At 70.0% G+C, this 15,049-nt stretch carries 13 protein-coding genes; 12 read left to right on the forward strand and 1 reads right to left on the reverse strand.

Features of this window, described 5'->3' with window-relative positions:
- Positions 1-259: 259 nt before the first annotated feature.
- The 12 genes from BW996_RS12530 (at position 260) to BW996_RS12585 (ending at position 14,286) form a co-directional block, all read left to right on the forward strand.
- The gene (locus BW996_RS12530) at positions 260-472 is read left to right on the forward strand and encodes a hypothetical protein (RefSeq protein WP_037480253.1); all 213 of its coding nucleotides are present in this window, start codon (positions 260-262) and stop codon (positions 470-472) included.
- Between the two features lie 35 nt (positions 473-507).
- The gene (locus BW996_RS12535) at positions 508-3,504 is read left to right on the forward strand and encodes a formate dehydrogenase subunit alpha (protein WP_037480251.1); all 2,997 of its coding nucleotides are present in this window, start codon (positions 508-510) and stop codon (positions 3,502-3,504) included.
- A 9-nt stretch (positions 3,505-3,513) separates the two neighbouring features.
- Positions 3,514-4,119: a formate dehydrogenase FDH3 subunit beta gene (fdh3B, locus tag BW996_RS12540; protein ID WP_037480250.1), complete on the forward strand. Its 606-nt coding sequence runs from the start codon at positions 3,514-3,516 to the stop codon at positions 4,117-4,119.
- The gene (locus BW996_RS12545; RefSeq protein WP_051631773.1) at positions 4,116-4,454 is read left to right on the forward strand and encodes a hypothetical protein; all 339 of its coding nucleotides are present in this window, start codon (positions 4,116-4,118) and stop codon (positions 4,452-4,454) included. Before fdh3B ends, BW996_RS12545 begins: the two co-directional genes overlap by 4 nt.
- Positions 4,455-4,479: 25 nt before the next feature.
- On the forward strand, positions 4,480-5,613 hold the full coding sequence (locus BW996_RS12550; RefSeq protein ID WP_037480247.1) for a formate dehydrogenase subunit gamma: 1,134 nt from the start codon (positions 4,480-4,482) through the stop codon (positions 5,611-5,613).
- Complete coding sequence (locus BW996_RS12555; RefSeq protein ID WP_037480245.1) at positions 5,610-6,005, forward strand: hypothetical protein; 396 nt, start codon at positions 5,610-5,612, stop codon at positions 6,003-6,005. The genes BW996_RS12550 and BW996_RS12555 overlap by 4 nt, the downstream gene beginning before the upstream one ends.
- A 111-nt stretch (positions 6,006-6,116) precedes the next feature.
- Positions 6,117-6,959, forward strand: a complete 843-nt coding sequence (locus tag BW996_RS12560; protein ID WP_037480347.1) for a formate dehydrogenase accessory sulfurtransferase FdhD — start codon at positions 6,117-6,119, stop codon at positions 6,957-6,959.
- 61 nt (positions 6,960-7,020) lie between these two features.
- The gene (locus BW996_RS12565) at positions 7,021-8,451 is read left to right on the forward strand and encodes a sigma-54-dependent transcriptional regulator (RefSeq protein WP_051631771.1); all 1,431 of its coding nucleotides are present in this window, start codon (positions 7,021-7,023) and stop codon (positions 8,449-8,451) included.
- On the forward strand, positions 8,448-10,424 hold the full coding sequence (locus tag BW996_RS12570; protein WP_037480345.1) for a sensor histidine kinase: 1,977 nt from the start codon (positions 8,448-8,450) through the stop codon (positions 10,422-10,424). Before BW996_RS12565 ends, BW996_RS12570 begins: the two co-directional genes overlap by 4 nt.
- Positions 10,425-10,536: 112 nt before the next feature.
- Positions 10,537-12,048, forward strand: a complete 1,512-nt coding sequence (locus tag BW996_RS12575) for a carboxypeptidase M32 (protein WP_037480243.1) — start codon at positions 10,537-10,539, stop codon at positions 12,046-12,048.
- A gap of 223 nt (positions 12,049-12,271) precedes the next feature.
- Entirely contained in the window at positions 12,272-12,598 is a 327-nt protein-coding gene (locus BW996_RS12580; protein WP_037480241.1) for a DUF485 domain-containing protein, read from the forward strand.
- Complete coding sequence (locus BW996_RS12585) at positions 12,598-14,286, forward strand: cation acetate symporter (RefSeq protein WP_037480239.1); 1,689 nt, start codon at positions 12,598-12,600, stop codon at positions 14,284-14,286. The genes BW996_RS12580 and BW996_RS12585 overlap by 1 nt, the downstream gene beginning before the upstream one ends.
- Positions 14,287-14,398: 112 nt before the next feature.
- On the opposite strand, the gene BW996_RS12590 is transcribed toward BW996_RS12585, so the two are convergent.
- A complete protein-coding gene (locus BW996_RS12590; protein ID WP_076458935.1) occupies positions 14,399-15,031 on the reverse strand; it encodes a hypothetical protein in 633 nt (210 codons plus the stop codon).
- Between the last annotated feature and the right edge of the window lie 18 nt (positions 15,032-15,049).

The following is a 15,049-nucleotide window of genomic DNA, read 5'->3' on the forward strand; positions in this document are numbered from 1 at the left end:
CGGCAAATCCCAGAGGCTGCGGCGGGCTGCGGCAAACTGACGCGACAAATTGTCGCGACACCAGCGACAAACTGTCGCGATTCCCTTGCCATGCGCTGCGTGACAACCCTTATTGCCGCGCTTGCATAGGCTGCGCCCAATACGGTTCAATCCTTCGCTCGCAGGCTCGGCCGATCCCTGATCGCGCCGGCCCTGGCCTGCCTGAATCCCTTTTCTCCCTTTCCTTCCCCCTTCCATCCGACCTGTCCGGAGTTCCGTGATGAGCACTTCCGACCGCCCCGCGCCGACCCGCCGCCGTGTCTTCGCCGCTGCCGGCACCGTTGGCGCGCTGGCCGCCGTGGCGGCGGTGCTGCCGGGCACGTCCCGCCCGGTGGCCGCACCGGCCGAGCCTGCTGCGCCGACGCCCTCGAGCGGCGGCGGCTACCAGCTGTCGGAGCATGTGCAGCGCTACTACCGCACCGCCCGCGTCTGACCGCGTCTGAGTCAGAGGATCCCGGAGACATCGACATGCTGCTGACCCGCCGTCCGACGCCGACTGCCGCCCCCGCGGCCGGCGCCGCCCCTTCTTCCCTCGTCTCCAGCCTGGCCCGTGGCCTGCAGCGCTCGATCCCGACGCTGGACCGCCGCAGCTTCCTGCGCCGCTCCGGCCTGGGCGTGGGCGCCGGCCTGGCGGCTTCGCAGCTGACGCTGGTCAAGCGCGCCGACGCCTCCGAGTCGGCGCGCACCGCGCTGACCGGCACCGGCAAGGTCGAGGTCAAGCGCACCGTCTGCGGTCACTGCTCGGTGGGCTGCGCGGTCGACGCGGTGGTCGAGAACGGCGTCTGGGTGCGCCAGGAGCCGGTGTTCGACTCGCCGATCAACATGGGCGCGCACTGCGCCAAGGGCGCGGCGCTGCGCGAGCACGGCCACGGCGAATACCGCCTGAAGACCCCGATGAAGCTGGTCGACGGCAAGTACCAGCGCATCTCCTGGGACCAGGCGCTCACCGAGATCAGCGCGCGCATGCTCGAGCTGAAGAAGCAGAGCGGCCCGGACTCGCTGTTCGTCGTCGGATCCAGCAAGCACAACAACGAGCAGGCCTACCTGCTGCGCAAGTGGATCAGCTTCTGGGGCTCGAACAACACCGACCACCAGGCCCGCATCTGCCACTCGACCACCGTCGCCGGCGTCGCCAACACCTGGGGCTACGGCGCGATGACGAACTCGTACAACGACATGCAGAACGCCCGTGCGGCGATCTACATCGGCTCGAACGCGGCGGAAGCGCACCCGGTGTCGATGCTGCACATGCTCCATGCCAAGGAGCGCGGCTGCAAGATGATCGTGGTCGATCCGCGCTTCACCCGCACCGCGGCCAAGGCCGACGAGTACGTGCGCATCCGCTCGGGCTCGGACATTCCCTTCCTGTTCGGGGTGATGCACCACATCTTCAAGAACGGCTGGGAAGACAAGAAGTACCTCGAGGACCGCGTCTGGGGCATGGACAAGGTCCGCGAGGAGTGTCTGACCAAGTGGACGCCGGACAAGGTGCAGGAGGCCTGCGGCGTCGACGAGGCCACCACCTACAAGGTCGCGAAGATCCTGGCCGACAACCGCCCCGGCACCATCGTCTGGTGCATGGGCCAGACGCAGCACACCATCGGCAACGCGATCGTGCGGGCGTCCTGCCTGCTGCAGCTGGCGCTGGGCAATGTCGGCAAGTCCGGCGGCGGCACCAACATCTTCCGCGGCCACGACAACGTGCAGGGCGCCACCGACGTCGGCCCGAACCCGGACTCGCTGCCGGGCTACTACGGCCTGGCCGAGGGCGCGTGGAAGCACTTCGCCAAGGTCTGGGGCGTCGACTTCGAGTGGATCAAGAAGCAGTACGCGCCGGGCATGATGACCAAGTCCGGCATGACGGTCTCGCGCTGGATCGACGGCGTGCTCGAGAAGAACGAGCTGATCGACCAGGACAGCAATCTGCGCGGCCTGATCTTCTGGGGCCATGCGCCGAACTCGCAGACGCGCGGTCTCGAGATGAAGAAGGCGATGGACAGGCTCGACCTGCTGGTCGTCATCGACCCGTTCCCGAGCGCCACCGCGGCGATGGCGGCGATGCCGCCGATGAACAAGGATGACCTGAATCCGAACCGCGCGGTCTACCTGCTGCCGGCGTGCACGCAGTTCGAGACCTCGGGCTCGTGCACCGCGTCGAACCGCTCGGTGCAGTGGCGCGAGAAGGTCATCGAGCCGCTGTGGGAGTCGCGCACCGATCACATGATCATGGTGCAGCTCGCCGACAAGCTCGGCTTCGGCAAGGAGCTGGTGCAGAACTACAAGATGGTGCCGGGCAAGGGCGGCATGCTCGAGCCCGAGACCGAGTCCATCCTGCGCGAGATCAACCGCTCGGTCTGGACCATCGGCTACACCGGCCACAGCCCGGAGCGGCTGAAGGCGCACATGCGCAACATGCATGTCTTCGACGTGCGCACGCTCAAGGCCAAGGGCGGCATCGACAAGGAGAGCGGCTACGCGCTCGACGGCGACTACTTCGGCCTGCCGTGGCCGTGCTTCGGCACGCCGGAGATGAAGCACCCCGGCACGCCCAATCTCTACGACACCAGCCGGCATGTGATGGACGGCGGCGGCAACTTCCGCGCCAACTTCGGCGTCGAGCGCGACGGCCAGTCGCTGCTCGCCGGCGACGGCTCGCACTCGCTGGGCGCCGATCTCACCACCGGCTACCCCGAGTTCGACCACCTGCTGCTGAAGAAGCTCGGCTGGTGGGATGACCTGACCGAAGCCGAGAAGGCAGCAGCCGAAGGCAAGAACTGGAAGACCGATCCGTCGGGCGGCATCATCCGCGTCGCGATGAAGGTGCACGGCTGCCATCCCTTCGGCAATGCCAAGGCGCGCGCGGTGGTCTGGAACTTCCCCGATCCGATCCCGCAGCACCGCGAGCCGCTGTTCTCGACCCGCCCGGACCTGATCGACAAGTACCCGACGCACGACGACAAGAAGGCCTTCTGGCGCCTGCCCACGCTCTACAAGTCGGTGCAGGAGAAGAACCGCGACGTGGGCAAGAGCTTCCCGCTGATCATGTCCAGCGGCCGTCTGGTCGAGTACGAGGGCGGGGGCGAGGAGACCCGCTCCAACCCCTGGCTGGCCGAGCTGCAGCAGGAGATGTTCGTCGAGATCAACCCGAAGGCGGCCAACGACCGCGGCATCCGCAACGGCGACTGGGTCTGGGTGAAGACCCCGCCGATGGCGGCGCTGCCCGACTTCAAGGGCCTGCGCGTGAAGGCGCTGGTGACCGAGCGGGTGGATGCCGACACCGTCTGGATGCCGTTCCACTTCTCGGGCCGCTGGGGCGGCATCGACATGGCGCCGTACTACCCCGAGGGCGCGATGCCGGTGGTGCGCGGCGAGGCGATCAACACCGCCACCACCTACGGCTACGACAGCGTCACGATGATGCAGGAAACCAAGACGACGGTCTGCCAGATCGAGAAGGCAGCCTGAGGAGCACCCATGGCCCGAATGAAATTCATCTGCGACTCGGAGCGCTGCATCGAGTGCAACGGCTGCGTCACCGCCTGCAAGGCCGAGCATGACGTGCCCTGGGGCGTGAACCGCCGCCGCGTCGTCACCCTCAACGATGGCCTGCCGGGCGAGAAGTCGATCTCGGTGGCCTGCATGCACTGCTCGGACGCGCCGTGCATGGCGGTCTGCCCGGTGGACTGCTTCTACCGCACCGACGAAGGCGTGGTGCTGCACGACAAGGATGTCTGCATCGGCTGCGGCTACTGCTCGTACGCCTGCCCGTTCGGCGCGCCGCAGTTCCCGTCGAACGGCACCTTCGGCCTGCGCGGCAAGATGGACAAGTGCACCTTCTGCGCCGGTGGCCCCGAGGAAAACGGCTCGGCCGCCGAGAACGAGAAGTACGGCCGCAACCGCCTGAGCGAGGGAAAGCTGCCCGCCTGCGCCGAGATGTGCTCGACCAAGGCGCTGCTGGGCGGCGACGGCGATGTGGTGGCCGACATCTTCCGCACCCGCGTGATCCAGCGCGGCAAGGGCAGCGAGGTCTGGGGCTGGGGCACCGCCTACGGCCAGCCCAAGGCGGAGGTGAAGTCGTGAGCGCGCGCCGTCATCCTGTCGTGCGTCGTGCGCTGGGCGCGGTGCTGCTGGCCGGCCTGATGCTGAGCGGCTGTGGCGAGCGTGCCCAGGAGCTGCAGGCCAAGGGCCCCGACGCTTCTCCCTGGAGCGGCAAGTCGGGCGGCTTCAGCGCCAGTGGCTGGCAGGGCGGCGACCAGAGCGCCTGGCAGGAGCAGATCCGCCAGCGCGGTCAGCGCCAGAACGAGTACGCCCGCACCGGCGTGTCCGGGCCCGGCGCGGCCGGCAATGCGTCTCTGCCGGCGCTGGCTGCCGCACCGGTGGCGGCGGCTGCCGCCTCGGCCGCCAGCCAGCCCTGAGGCCGACGCCGCGAGGAGCCCCGCCATGTCCCGCCTGATTTCCTCCCTGCTGCTGGCGGCCGCGGCGCTGCTGGCGCAGCCGGCCGCGCTGGCCGCCGAGCCGGTCGCGCCAGCCGCCTCGGCTGCGACTGAAGCCGTTCCCGCGCCCCGCCCGAACGACACCCAGGCCGAGCGCGCCCGCGCTCAGCCCGGCAACAACGCGCCGTTCTGGCGTGGCGTGCGTGATTCCGGCCAGCAGGCCGGCTACAGCTCGCTGCCCGGCGCCGAGAAGGGCGTGCTGATCCAGTCGCAGGTCCAGTATCCCGGCTCGCGGCTGACCACGGCCGGCGAGGCCTGGCGCCAGGTGCGCAACCAGTGGATCCTGCCGTATGGCGGCTCGCTGCTGCTGATCGTCAGCCTGGCCATCGGCCTGTTCTACTGGCGCAAGGGCGCGCTGGGCGGCCACCAGCCCGACACCGGTCGCATGATCGAGCGCTTCACCCCGCTGGAGCGCGCGGCGCACTGGGTCAATGCCGCGGCCTTCGTCGCGCTGGCGCTGTCGGGCATCGTGATGGCCTTCGGCAAGTTCTTCCTGCTGCCGCTGGTCGGGCACTCGGTCTTCGGGCTGCTGACCTTGGCGCTGAAGAATGTCCACAACTTCGCCGGCCCGCTGTTCGCGGTCTCGCTGCTGGTGGTGATCCTGGTCTTCGTGCGCGACAACATCGCCAACCGTGCCGACTTCGTCTGGCTGTCGAAGGCCGGCGGCATGTTCGGCGACGAAGAGGTGCCTTCCCACCGTTTCAACGCCGGCGAGAAGGGCATGTTCTGGTGGGGCGTGACGGTGCCGGGCGTGATCGTCGTGGCTTCCGGCCTAGTGCTCGACCGGCTGGTCCCTGGCTGGGGCGAGCTGCGCGGCGAGATGCAGGTCGCGCACATGGTCCATGCGGTCGCGGCGATCCTGATGATGTCGGTCCTGCTCGGCCACATCTACATGGGCACCATCGGCATGAAGGGCGCCTACGCGGCGATGAAGACCGGCTATGTCGACGAGGGCTGGGCGCGCGAGCACCACGAGCTCTGGTACGACGACATCAAGGCGGGCAAGATCCCGGCCGTGCGCTCCAAGCCGGTCGCCAGCTCCGCCGCTCCCCGCTCACCTCAGACGAGTCCCTCCGCATGAAGCGCCCCCATTCCTTTGCGGTTTCCTTCGCGGTGTCCCTGGCGGCCCGGGCCGCCCTGCCGCTGATGCTCTCGGTGCTGGCCGCACCGGCCCTGGCCAAGCTGCCGCCGCTGTCCGAGGAGGCCAAGGCCAAGGCCGAGGAGACCAAGGCCCGCGGCGCGCACGGCGACAAGGTCGCCGCCTACAAGCTCTGCCTGGCGATGGACAAGGTCGCCGCCGACTACCGTGCGCGTGCGAAGAGCGCCGGCAAGGAGGTCCGCCCGGCCACCGAGACGCCGCCCTGTGCCGATCCGGGCGCCTTCGTGCCGGCGCCGCCGGCCGCGGCCGCCTCGGCGCCGGCCGCGCCGGTGGCGGCGGTGACTGCGCCGGCTGCCGCCGCCAGCAAGCCCTGATCCCGCGTCGTCCGCTGTCCGGAGTCTCCTGCCATGCCCGCCTTGCCGCACGCGCTGCCTGATCCCGCCGTCGTTGCGCCGGTCTCCGCGCCGGCCCCGGTCGCGCCGCGCATGACCGACGCGCGGCTGCCGCTGCTGCGCGAGATCGAGGTGATGGACGAATACGGCGTGCGCCGCCCGATCGCGATCCCGGCCGAGCAGGCGCTGACCGTCTTCGTCGATCGCCGCGAGCTGGTCACGCTGATGACGCTGGGCGCGATGCCCGAGCTGCTGGTGCTGGGCTGGCTGCGCAACCAGCGCCTGATCGCCTCGCCCGACGAGATCGAGTCGATCACCGTCGACTGGGAGGTCGGCGCGGCGGCGGTGCGCACCCGCGCCGGCATCGCCGACCTGGACGCGCGCACCGGCCGCCGGGTGGTTACCACCGGCTGTGGCCAGGGCACCGTCTTCGGCGATCTGATGGCGCAGGTCGACGGCATCCGACTGCCGCCGCCCGCGCAGGCGCGCCTGCGCCAGGGCGCGCTGGTGGCGATGCTCGAGACGATGCGCCAGACCGACAGCATCCACCGCCGCGCCGGCTCGGTGCACGGCTGCGCGCTGTTCTCGGCCGACGGCCGCGAGCGGCTGATGTTCGTCGAGGATGTCGGCCGCCACAACGCGATCGACACCATTTCCGGCTGGATGGCGCTGCACGGCATCGACGGCGGCGACAAGGTGTTCTACACCACTGGCCGGCTGACCAGCGAGATGGTGATGAAGTCGGCGCACATGGGCGTGCCGATCATCGTCTCGCGCAACGGCGTGACCCAGATGGGCCACGACCTGGCCACCCGCCTGGGCATGACGCTGTTCGGCCGCGCCGCCAACCGCCATTTTCTTTGCTACACCGGCTTCGACCGCTTCGACTCCGAGCCGGAGCCGCAGCGCGCGCCGGTGCGGGTTGTTGCCGGCTGATCCGGGGCGCGGGCCTGCGCTACAGTGCGGCGGCCCACGCGCTGCCCGCTGTCTGTCGCCCATGTCCGATTCCGCCGACCCCCTGTCTCCCGCTGCCGAACCGGCCTGGCCCCATGCGGCGGCGCTGATCGTCGATGACGAGCAGGGCATGCGCCATTTCCTGTCGCGCGCGCTGGCGCCGCGCTTCGGCCGCGTCGATGCGGTCGACAGCGCCGAGGCCGGGCGCGACCTGGTGGCCGCGCACCGCTATGACCTGGTCATCCTGGACATCACGCTGCCGGGCCTGAGCGGCCTGGCCTGGCTGCGCGAGCTGCGCGCGCAGGGCCATGCCGGCGAGGTGATCCTGATCACCGCGTTCGCCGATCTCGACACCGCGATCGAGGCGCTGCGCGCCGGCGCCTCCGACTTCCTGCTCAAGCCCTTCCGGGTCGCGCAGATCCTCAACGCGGTGCAGCAGGGCATGAACCGCTCGCGCCTGGCGCGCGAGAACTGGCTGCTGCGCCACCGCCTGGCCCAGCAGCCGCGCGAGCTGCCCGAGTTCGTCGGCCGCTCGCCGGCGATGCGCGCGCTGATCGATGCGCTGGCGCGGGTCGCGCCGGTGAATGCGCCGGTGCTGCTGCGCGGCGAGTCCGGCACCGGCAAGGAGCTGGCCGCGCAGACCCTGCACCGCGGCAGCGCCCGGGCGGCCGCGCCCTTCGTGCGGCTGCACTGCACCGGCCTGTCGGCCGAGGCGCTCGAGAGCGAGCTGTTCGGCCATGCGCCCGGCGCCTTCGCCGACGCCGTCCCCGGCGCCGACCAGGCCCGCGACGGCCTCTTCCACTACGCCCAGGGCGGCACGCTTTTCCTCGACGAGATTTCCGAGCTGCCGCTGCCGGTGCAGGCCAGCCTGCTGCGGGTGATCGAGGAGCGCCAGATGCGCCCGGCCGGCAGCCGGCAGAAGATCCCGGTCGACGTGCGGCTGGTGGCCGCCAGCGAGCGCGATCTGGCCGCCGAGGTCGCCGCCGGACGCTTCCGCAAGGATCTGTACTACCGGCTGCAGGTGGTGGAGATCGCGCTGCCGCCGCTGCGCGAGCACCGCGGCGACCTGGGCCTGCTGTTCGAGCATTTTGTCGCGCTGCTGGCGCCGCAGCTCGGCGCTGTGCCGCTGCGGCTCGATGCCGACGAGCTGCGCTATCTGCAGCAGTACGACTGGCCGGGCAATGTGCGCGAGCTGCGCAACTTCGTCGAGCGCTCGCTGATCCTCGGGCGCATCAACGTGACCGCGCTCTATCCGGCACCTGCCGCGGCGGGCCCGGAGACGGCCGAGGCGAATGTGCCGGGTGCGCCGGGTGCCGCCGGCGCGCCGACCGATCTGCAGACGCTGGAGCGGCGTCACATCCTGGGCGTGCTGGCCTCGGTGCAGGGCGACAAGGGCCGGGCGGCGCAGCTGCTGGGCATCTCGCGGCGCACGCTGGAGCGGCGCGTCGCCGAATGGGCCGCCGAGGCACCGTGACGGCCGTGCGCGCGGCCGGCGCCGGCTCGATCCGCACCCGGCTGCTGGCGCTGACGCTGGTGCCGCTGCTGGGCGTGCTGCCGCTGCTCGGGCTGATCCTGCTGCTGTGGGGCAACCAGGCCATCGACCTGCTGCTCTCGGGCCGGGTGCGCTCCGACCTGGCGGTCGCGCAGGGCTATTTCGACCGGGTGCAGGCGGAGGTCGGCAGCGGCACGCAGGCGGTGGCCGGCTCGCATCTGCTGGTGCGCACGCTGGCGCTGACGCCGCCAGCCGAGCGCGAGGCGGCGCTGGCCGCGCTGCTGGCCCGCGAGCAGGTCCGGCACCGGCTCGACTTCCTGCGCATGCTGCCGCCGCAGGCGAGCGAGGCTGTGGCCGGCTCCGGGGGGGAGGCGGGGGTCGCGGTGATGGAGGCGGCGCAGCTCGAGGCGCTGGCGCCGGGTCTGGCCGAGCGGGCGCACATCGGTCTGGTCGACTCCGACGGCGCCGCTCCGAGCGAGCGGGTCACCGAATCGCGTGGCCTGGTGCTGATCGCGCAGGCGCGCATCGAGAACGCCGCCGGCGCCACGATCGGCTGGCTGCAGGGCGGCGTGCTGCTCAACCGCAATCTGGGCGTCATCGATCACATCAACCAGATCGTCTACCCGGACGGTGCGCTGGCCTTCGGCAGCCAGGGCACCGCGACGCTCTTTCTCGACGATGTGCGCATCAGCACCAATGTGCGGCTGTTCGGCGATCCGCAGGCCGAGCGCGCGGTCGGCACCCGGGTGTCGGCGGCGGTGCGCGAGGCGGTGCTCGGGCGCGGCGAGACCTGGCTGGGGCGCGCCTTCGTCGTCAAGGACTGGTATGTCTCGGGCTACCAGCCGTTGACGGATGCCAGCGGCCGGCGCGTCGGCATGCTGTATGTGGGCTTTCTCGAGCGGCCCTTCGTGGTGGTCAAGTACGCGGTGCTGGTCGGCATCGGGCTGCTGTTCTTCGTGGTGATGCTGCTGGCGGCCTGGTGGTCGCTGCGCTCGGCCGCGCGCATCTTCCGGCCGCTCGAGCGCATGACCGAGACGATGCAGCAGGTCGAGTCCGGCCAGGCGGCGCGGGTCGGGCCGCTGCAGGCCGACGGCGAGATCGAGCGGCTCGGCGCCACGCTCGACCATCTGCTCGACACGGTCGACGACAAGACCCGCGCGCTGCAGCGCTGGGGCGAGGAGCTCGACGCCAAGGTGGCCGAGCGCACCGCGGCGCTGCAGGCCGCGCAGCAGCAGCTGGTGCGCAGCGAGCGTCTGGCCACGATTGGCCAGCTCGCGGCCAGCATCGCGCACGAGATCAACAATCCGATCGCGGTGATCCAGGGCAATCTCGACCTGCTGCAGATGACGCTGGGCGAGGCCGCCGCACCCGCCCGCGACGAGATCCGGCTGATCGACGCGCAGGTCGAGCGCATGCGCCTGATCGTCGCGCAGCTGCTGCAGCAGGCCCGGCCGAACGAGTACGCCGGCTATGCCGAGGCGCTCGATCCGGCCGAGGTGCTGCAGGCCAGCCTGGTGCTGGTGCGCCATCTGCTCGAGCGGGCGCAGGTGCGGCTGGTGCTGCGCGCGCCGCCCGGCGCGACCCCGCCGGTCCGGATCAATCGCCAGGAGCTGCAGCAGGTGCTGATCAACCTGATCGTCAACGCCACCCAGGCGATGCAGGAGCAGGGCGAGGCCGGAGCGGCGCGCGAGCTGGACATCGCGGTGCGCCACGAGGACGGCCGGGTGCTGCTGGCGGTGAGCGACTCCGGCCCCGGCCTGAGCGAGGCGGTGCGCGCGACGCTGTTCCAGCCCTTCTTCACCACCCGGCGCGACGGCAACGGCCTGGGCCTGTGGATCAGCCGTGGCCTGCTCGAGCGCTACGGCGGCGAGCTGCGTGCCGCCAACCGGTGCGACGGGGAGGGCGGAGCTCGCGGGGCGGTCTTCACCCTCGATCTGCCGGCAGCCGAAGCATGATGTTCTGCGGTGAAATGGAAAAATCGCTCAGGTACCATGGCGGTGGTGGCAGGATGATGTCCGTCAAGTCGGGCCGCCGTGTCCGATGTTCCATCTGCAGGGGAAAAGACCGATGAGCCGTTCCATCCATCCCGCCGGTGCGCCGGCCTATGCCGATCTCGAGGCGCGTTTCCAGCGTCTGTACCGTCTCGAGCATCTCGGCGCGATCGCCGGCTGGGACCAGGCCGCCAACATGCCCCCGAAGGGCAACGAGGCCCGCGCAGCCGCGATGGCCGAGCTCGAGACGCTGATGCATGCCCAGCGCACCGATCCGGCGCTGCGCGATCTGCTCGCGCGTGCCGAGGACGAGCCGCTGTCGGACGACCAGCGCGCCAACCTGCGCGAGATGCGCCGCGACTGGCTCGCCGCCAACGCGCTGCCCTCCGCGCTGGTCGAGCGCCGCGCGCTGGCCACCGCGCGCTGCGAGCATGCCTGGCGCGCGCAGCGTCCGGCCAACGACTGGGCCGGCTTCGTCGAGAACTTCCGCCCGGTGGTGCAGGTCGCCCGCGAGGAGGCGATGCATCTGGCCGAGGCCACCGGCCTGGCGCCCTACGACGCGCTGCTCGATCGCTTCGAGCCGGGCATGACCGGCGCCGAGGTCGAGCGGGTCTTCAGCGACCTGCGCACCTGGCTGCCGGGCCTGATCCGCACCGTGCGCGAGCGCCAGCAGGCCGAGCCGCCGGTGCTCCGGCCGGTCGGCCCCTTTCCGCTGACGCAGCAGAAGGCGATCAGCCTGGCGGTGATGCGCCGACTCGACTTCGACTTCGAGGGCGGCCGGCTCGACGAGAGCACGCATCCCTTCTCCGGCGGCGTGCCCGAGGACGTGCGTCTGACCACCCGCTACCGTCTCGACGACCTGATGCAGAGCCTGATGGGCACGGTCCACGAGACCGGCCACGCCCGCTACGAGCAGAACCTGCCGCGCGAGTGGCTGGGCCAGCCGCTGGCGCGCGCGCGCTCCTACGGCCTGCACGAGAGCCAGAGCCTGTCCTTCGAGATGCAGCTCGGCGCCCACCCCGGCTTCGTCGCGCAGCTGGTGCCGCTGCTGGTCGAGCATTTCGGCGCGCAGCCGGCCTTCGAGGCTGAGAACCTGGCGCGCATGGTCACCCGGGTCGAGCCCGGCCTGATCCGCGTCGATGCCGACGAGGTGACCTATCCCGCACACGTCATCCTGCGCTTCGAGATCGAGCGCGCGCTGATCGAGGGTGCGATCGAGATCGATGACATCCCGGCGCTGTGGGACGAGAAGATGGCGCTCTGGCTGGGCCGCGACACCCGCGGCAACTTTGGCGACGGCCCGATGCAGGACGTGCACTGGCCCTCGGGCCTGTTCGGCTACTTTCCCTGCTACACGCTGGGCGCGATGTACGCGGCGCAGTGGTTCGCCACGATGCGCCGCCAGACGCCCGACCTGGACGCACGCATCGCCGCCGGCGACCTCGCGCCGGTCTTCGACTGGCTGCACGATCACATCTGGCGCCAGGGCGCACGCTGGACGACGCCCGAGCTCACGCGCCGCGCCAGCGGCGAGACGCTGAACCCGGCGCATTTCCGCGCCCATCTGGAACGGCGCTATCTGGGCTGATGCGGGGCTGACGCTGTTCTGACGGGTTTCTGACGAAGGGCTGACATCGGGGTGTTATCAGCGATCTTGGTGCCAGATGGTGCTGAGATAAGTGTTTTCCCTTGGTTTGTGGCATCGCCGGGATTGTGACGAATCCTTGCGGCACCGCCACCTATCATCCACCGCACCCCCTCGTTTCAACCCTTCGGACACCGCCCGGCAACGGCAGCGGTCGGCCCTTCTCATGTCTTCCGATGTCTACCGGCGCATCCAGCGCCATCCCAAGTTCCAGGCGCTGGTGCAGCGGCGCAGCAGCTTTTCCTGGCTGCTGTCCTTTGTCGTGCTGGGCCTGTTCTACGGCTTCATCCTGCTGGTCGCCTTCAATCCGGCGCTGATGGCGATGCGCCTGGGCGGCGAGAGCTCGGTCGTCACCTTCGGGCCGGTGGCCATCCTGTCGATGTTCGTGCTGTTCTGGGCGCTGACCGCGGTCTATGTCCGCCGTGCCAACGGCGAGTTCGACGACCTGACCCGCGAGCTGATCGAGGACGCCACCCAGGGAGGCCGCAAGTGATGCACCGCACGACCCTGTCCTCGCTGGCCCGTCTGGGCCTGGCCCTGCCGGCGCTGCTGCTGTCGGGGGCCGCGCTGGCCGCCGGCGATCCGATCGCCGCCGCCGAGAAGCAGCCGCTGAACCTGCATGCCATCGGCATGTTCCTGGTCTTCGTGGCGTTCACGATGGGCATCACCTTCTGGGCCTCGAACCGCACCAAGTCGGCCTCGGACTTCTACACCGCCGGCGGCGGCATCACCGGCTTCCAGAACGGCCTGGCGATCGCCGGCGACTACATGTCGGCGGCCACGCTGCTGGGCCTGACCGCGCTGGTCTACGGCTCGGGTCTGGACGGCTACATCTACGCGCTGTGCTTCTTCGCCGGCTGGCCGATCATCCTGTTCCTGATGGCCGAGCGGCTGCGCAACCTGGGCCGCTTCACCTTCGCCGACATCACTTCCTACCGGCTCGACCAGGGCAAGGTGCGCACGATGGCGGCGATCGGCTCGCTGACCGTGGTCTGCTTCTACCTGATCGCGCAGATGGTGGGTGCCGGCCAGCTGATCAAGCTGCTGTTCGGCCTGGACTACAACATCGCGGTGGTGGCGGTCGGCGCGCTGATGATCGTCTACGTCATCAAGGGCGGCATGCTGGCCACCACCTGGGTGCAGATCATCAAGGCCTGCCTGCTGATGGCCGGCGGCACGCTGGTGATGCTGCTGGCGATGAGCCAGTTCGGCTTCAGCTACACCACCGTGGTCGAGAAGGCGGTGGCCGCGCACAAGAGCGGCTGGTCGATGATGAGCCCGGGCAAGCTGATTCCGGATCCGGTGACCGCGGTGTCGCTGGCGCTGGGCCTGATGTTCGGCACCGCCGGTCTGCCGCACATCCTGATGCGCTTCTTCACCGTGACCAACGCCAAGGAAGCGCGCAAGTCGGTGCTGTACGCCTCGGGCTTCATCGCCTACTTCTTCAACGTCATCTTCCTGATGGGCCTGTGCGCCATCCTGATCGTCGGCCAGAACCCCGAGTTCTTCGAGGGCGGCCAGGTCGGCGGCAAGCTGATCGGCGGCGGCAACATGGTGGCGATGCACCTGGCCAAGGCGGTCGGCGGCAATCTGCTGCTGGGCTTCCTGGCGGCGGTGGCCTTCGCGACCATCCTGGCGGTGGTGGCCGGTCTGGCGCTGGCGGGTGCCTCCTCGATCTCGCATGACCTGTATGCCCGCGTCATCATGAAGGGCCAGGCCAAGGAAGAGGACGAGATGCGTGTCTCGCGCTTCGCCACCCTGGCGCTGGGCGTGATCGCGGTGGTGCTGGGCATCGCCTTCGAGAAGCAGAACGTCGCCTTCATGGTCGGTCTGGCCTTCGGCATCGCCGCGTCGAGCAACTTCCCCGTGCTGATCCTGTCGATGTACTGGAAGGGCCTGACGACACGCGGCGCGCTGGCCGGCGGCTACATCGGCCTGGCGCTGGCGGTCACGCTGGTGCTGCTGTCGAAGTCGGTGTGGGTGACGGTGCTGGGCAACCCCGCCCCGCTGTTCCCGTACGAGCAACCGGCGCTGTTCTCGATGCCGGTGGCCTTCCTGATCTGCATCGTCGTCTCGAAGCTGGACCGCAGCGCGGCCGCGAAGAAGGAGCTTGACGCCTTCGACGACCAGTTCGTCCGGGCCCAGACCGGCTACGGCGCCGCGGCGGCCTCGAACCACTGATTTCTGTACTGTGACCACAGTCTCCGGCGTCCCCTGACCGAGGACGCTTTCGAAACGCCTCCGGCTCCTGCGGGCCGGGGGCGTCTTTTTTGTTGTGCTCCGTTCGACGGATTCAGGTCTGTTGCAGTGCGGCAGTCCGCAGCAGCCACGCCAGCAGGCCCAGGATGCCGAGCAGACCGGCGCCACCGCCCAGGCCGATCCAGCGCTGGTGCCGACCGAGCGATTCGATCTGGCGCATCAGCTGCGCCTGTCCGTTCGCCTGCTGTCTCTCCAGTGCGGTGAGCCGCTCGTCCTGACGAGCCAGCTCCTGAGCGATGCGTGTGCAGGCCTGCGCTGTCTGATGGGCCAGCGCAAGGCATTCGGCCAGATCCTGCCCGGACCGGGCGGATTGCCTGCTCAGAGCCTCCAGGGCTCCGTTGGCCTGCTCCAGGGTGGCGGGCGTTCGTGCCAGTCCAGCCTCGAGCAGATCGCCGAGCTGGTCACTCGCGCTGCCCACGCTCTGGCGCACGCGGCGCAGCGCCTCGTCGAAGCTGCGGCTGAGTCCGGCCTGCACGGCGGGCAGGTCCTCGTCGGCGGTGCGGCGGCACATGTCCTCCACCGCCTCGAGCCGTTCCTCGATGCGTTCGACCTGCTGGCGCAGCGGTGCCAGCGGCATGTCCATGACGCGGCCCATGAGCTCGCGCAGTTCCTGTTCGGAGGATTCGATTGCCTGGAAGTCGGACGAGGAGGGCGGGGGCGTGTTCATCGTGTGAGGTCGGGGACG

Origin of the sequence: Sphaerotilus natans, from assembly GCF_900156335.1 — a bacterium.
Taxonomy (GTDB): Bacteria; Pseudomonadota; Gammaproteobacteria; order Burkholderiales; family Burkholderiaceae_C; genus Sphaerotilus; species Sphaerotilus natans.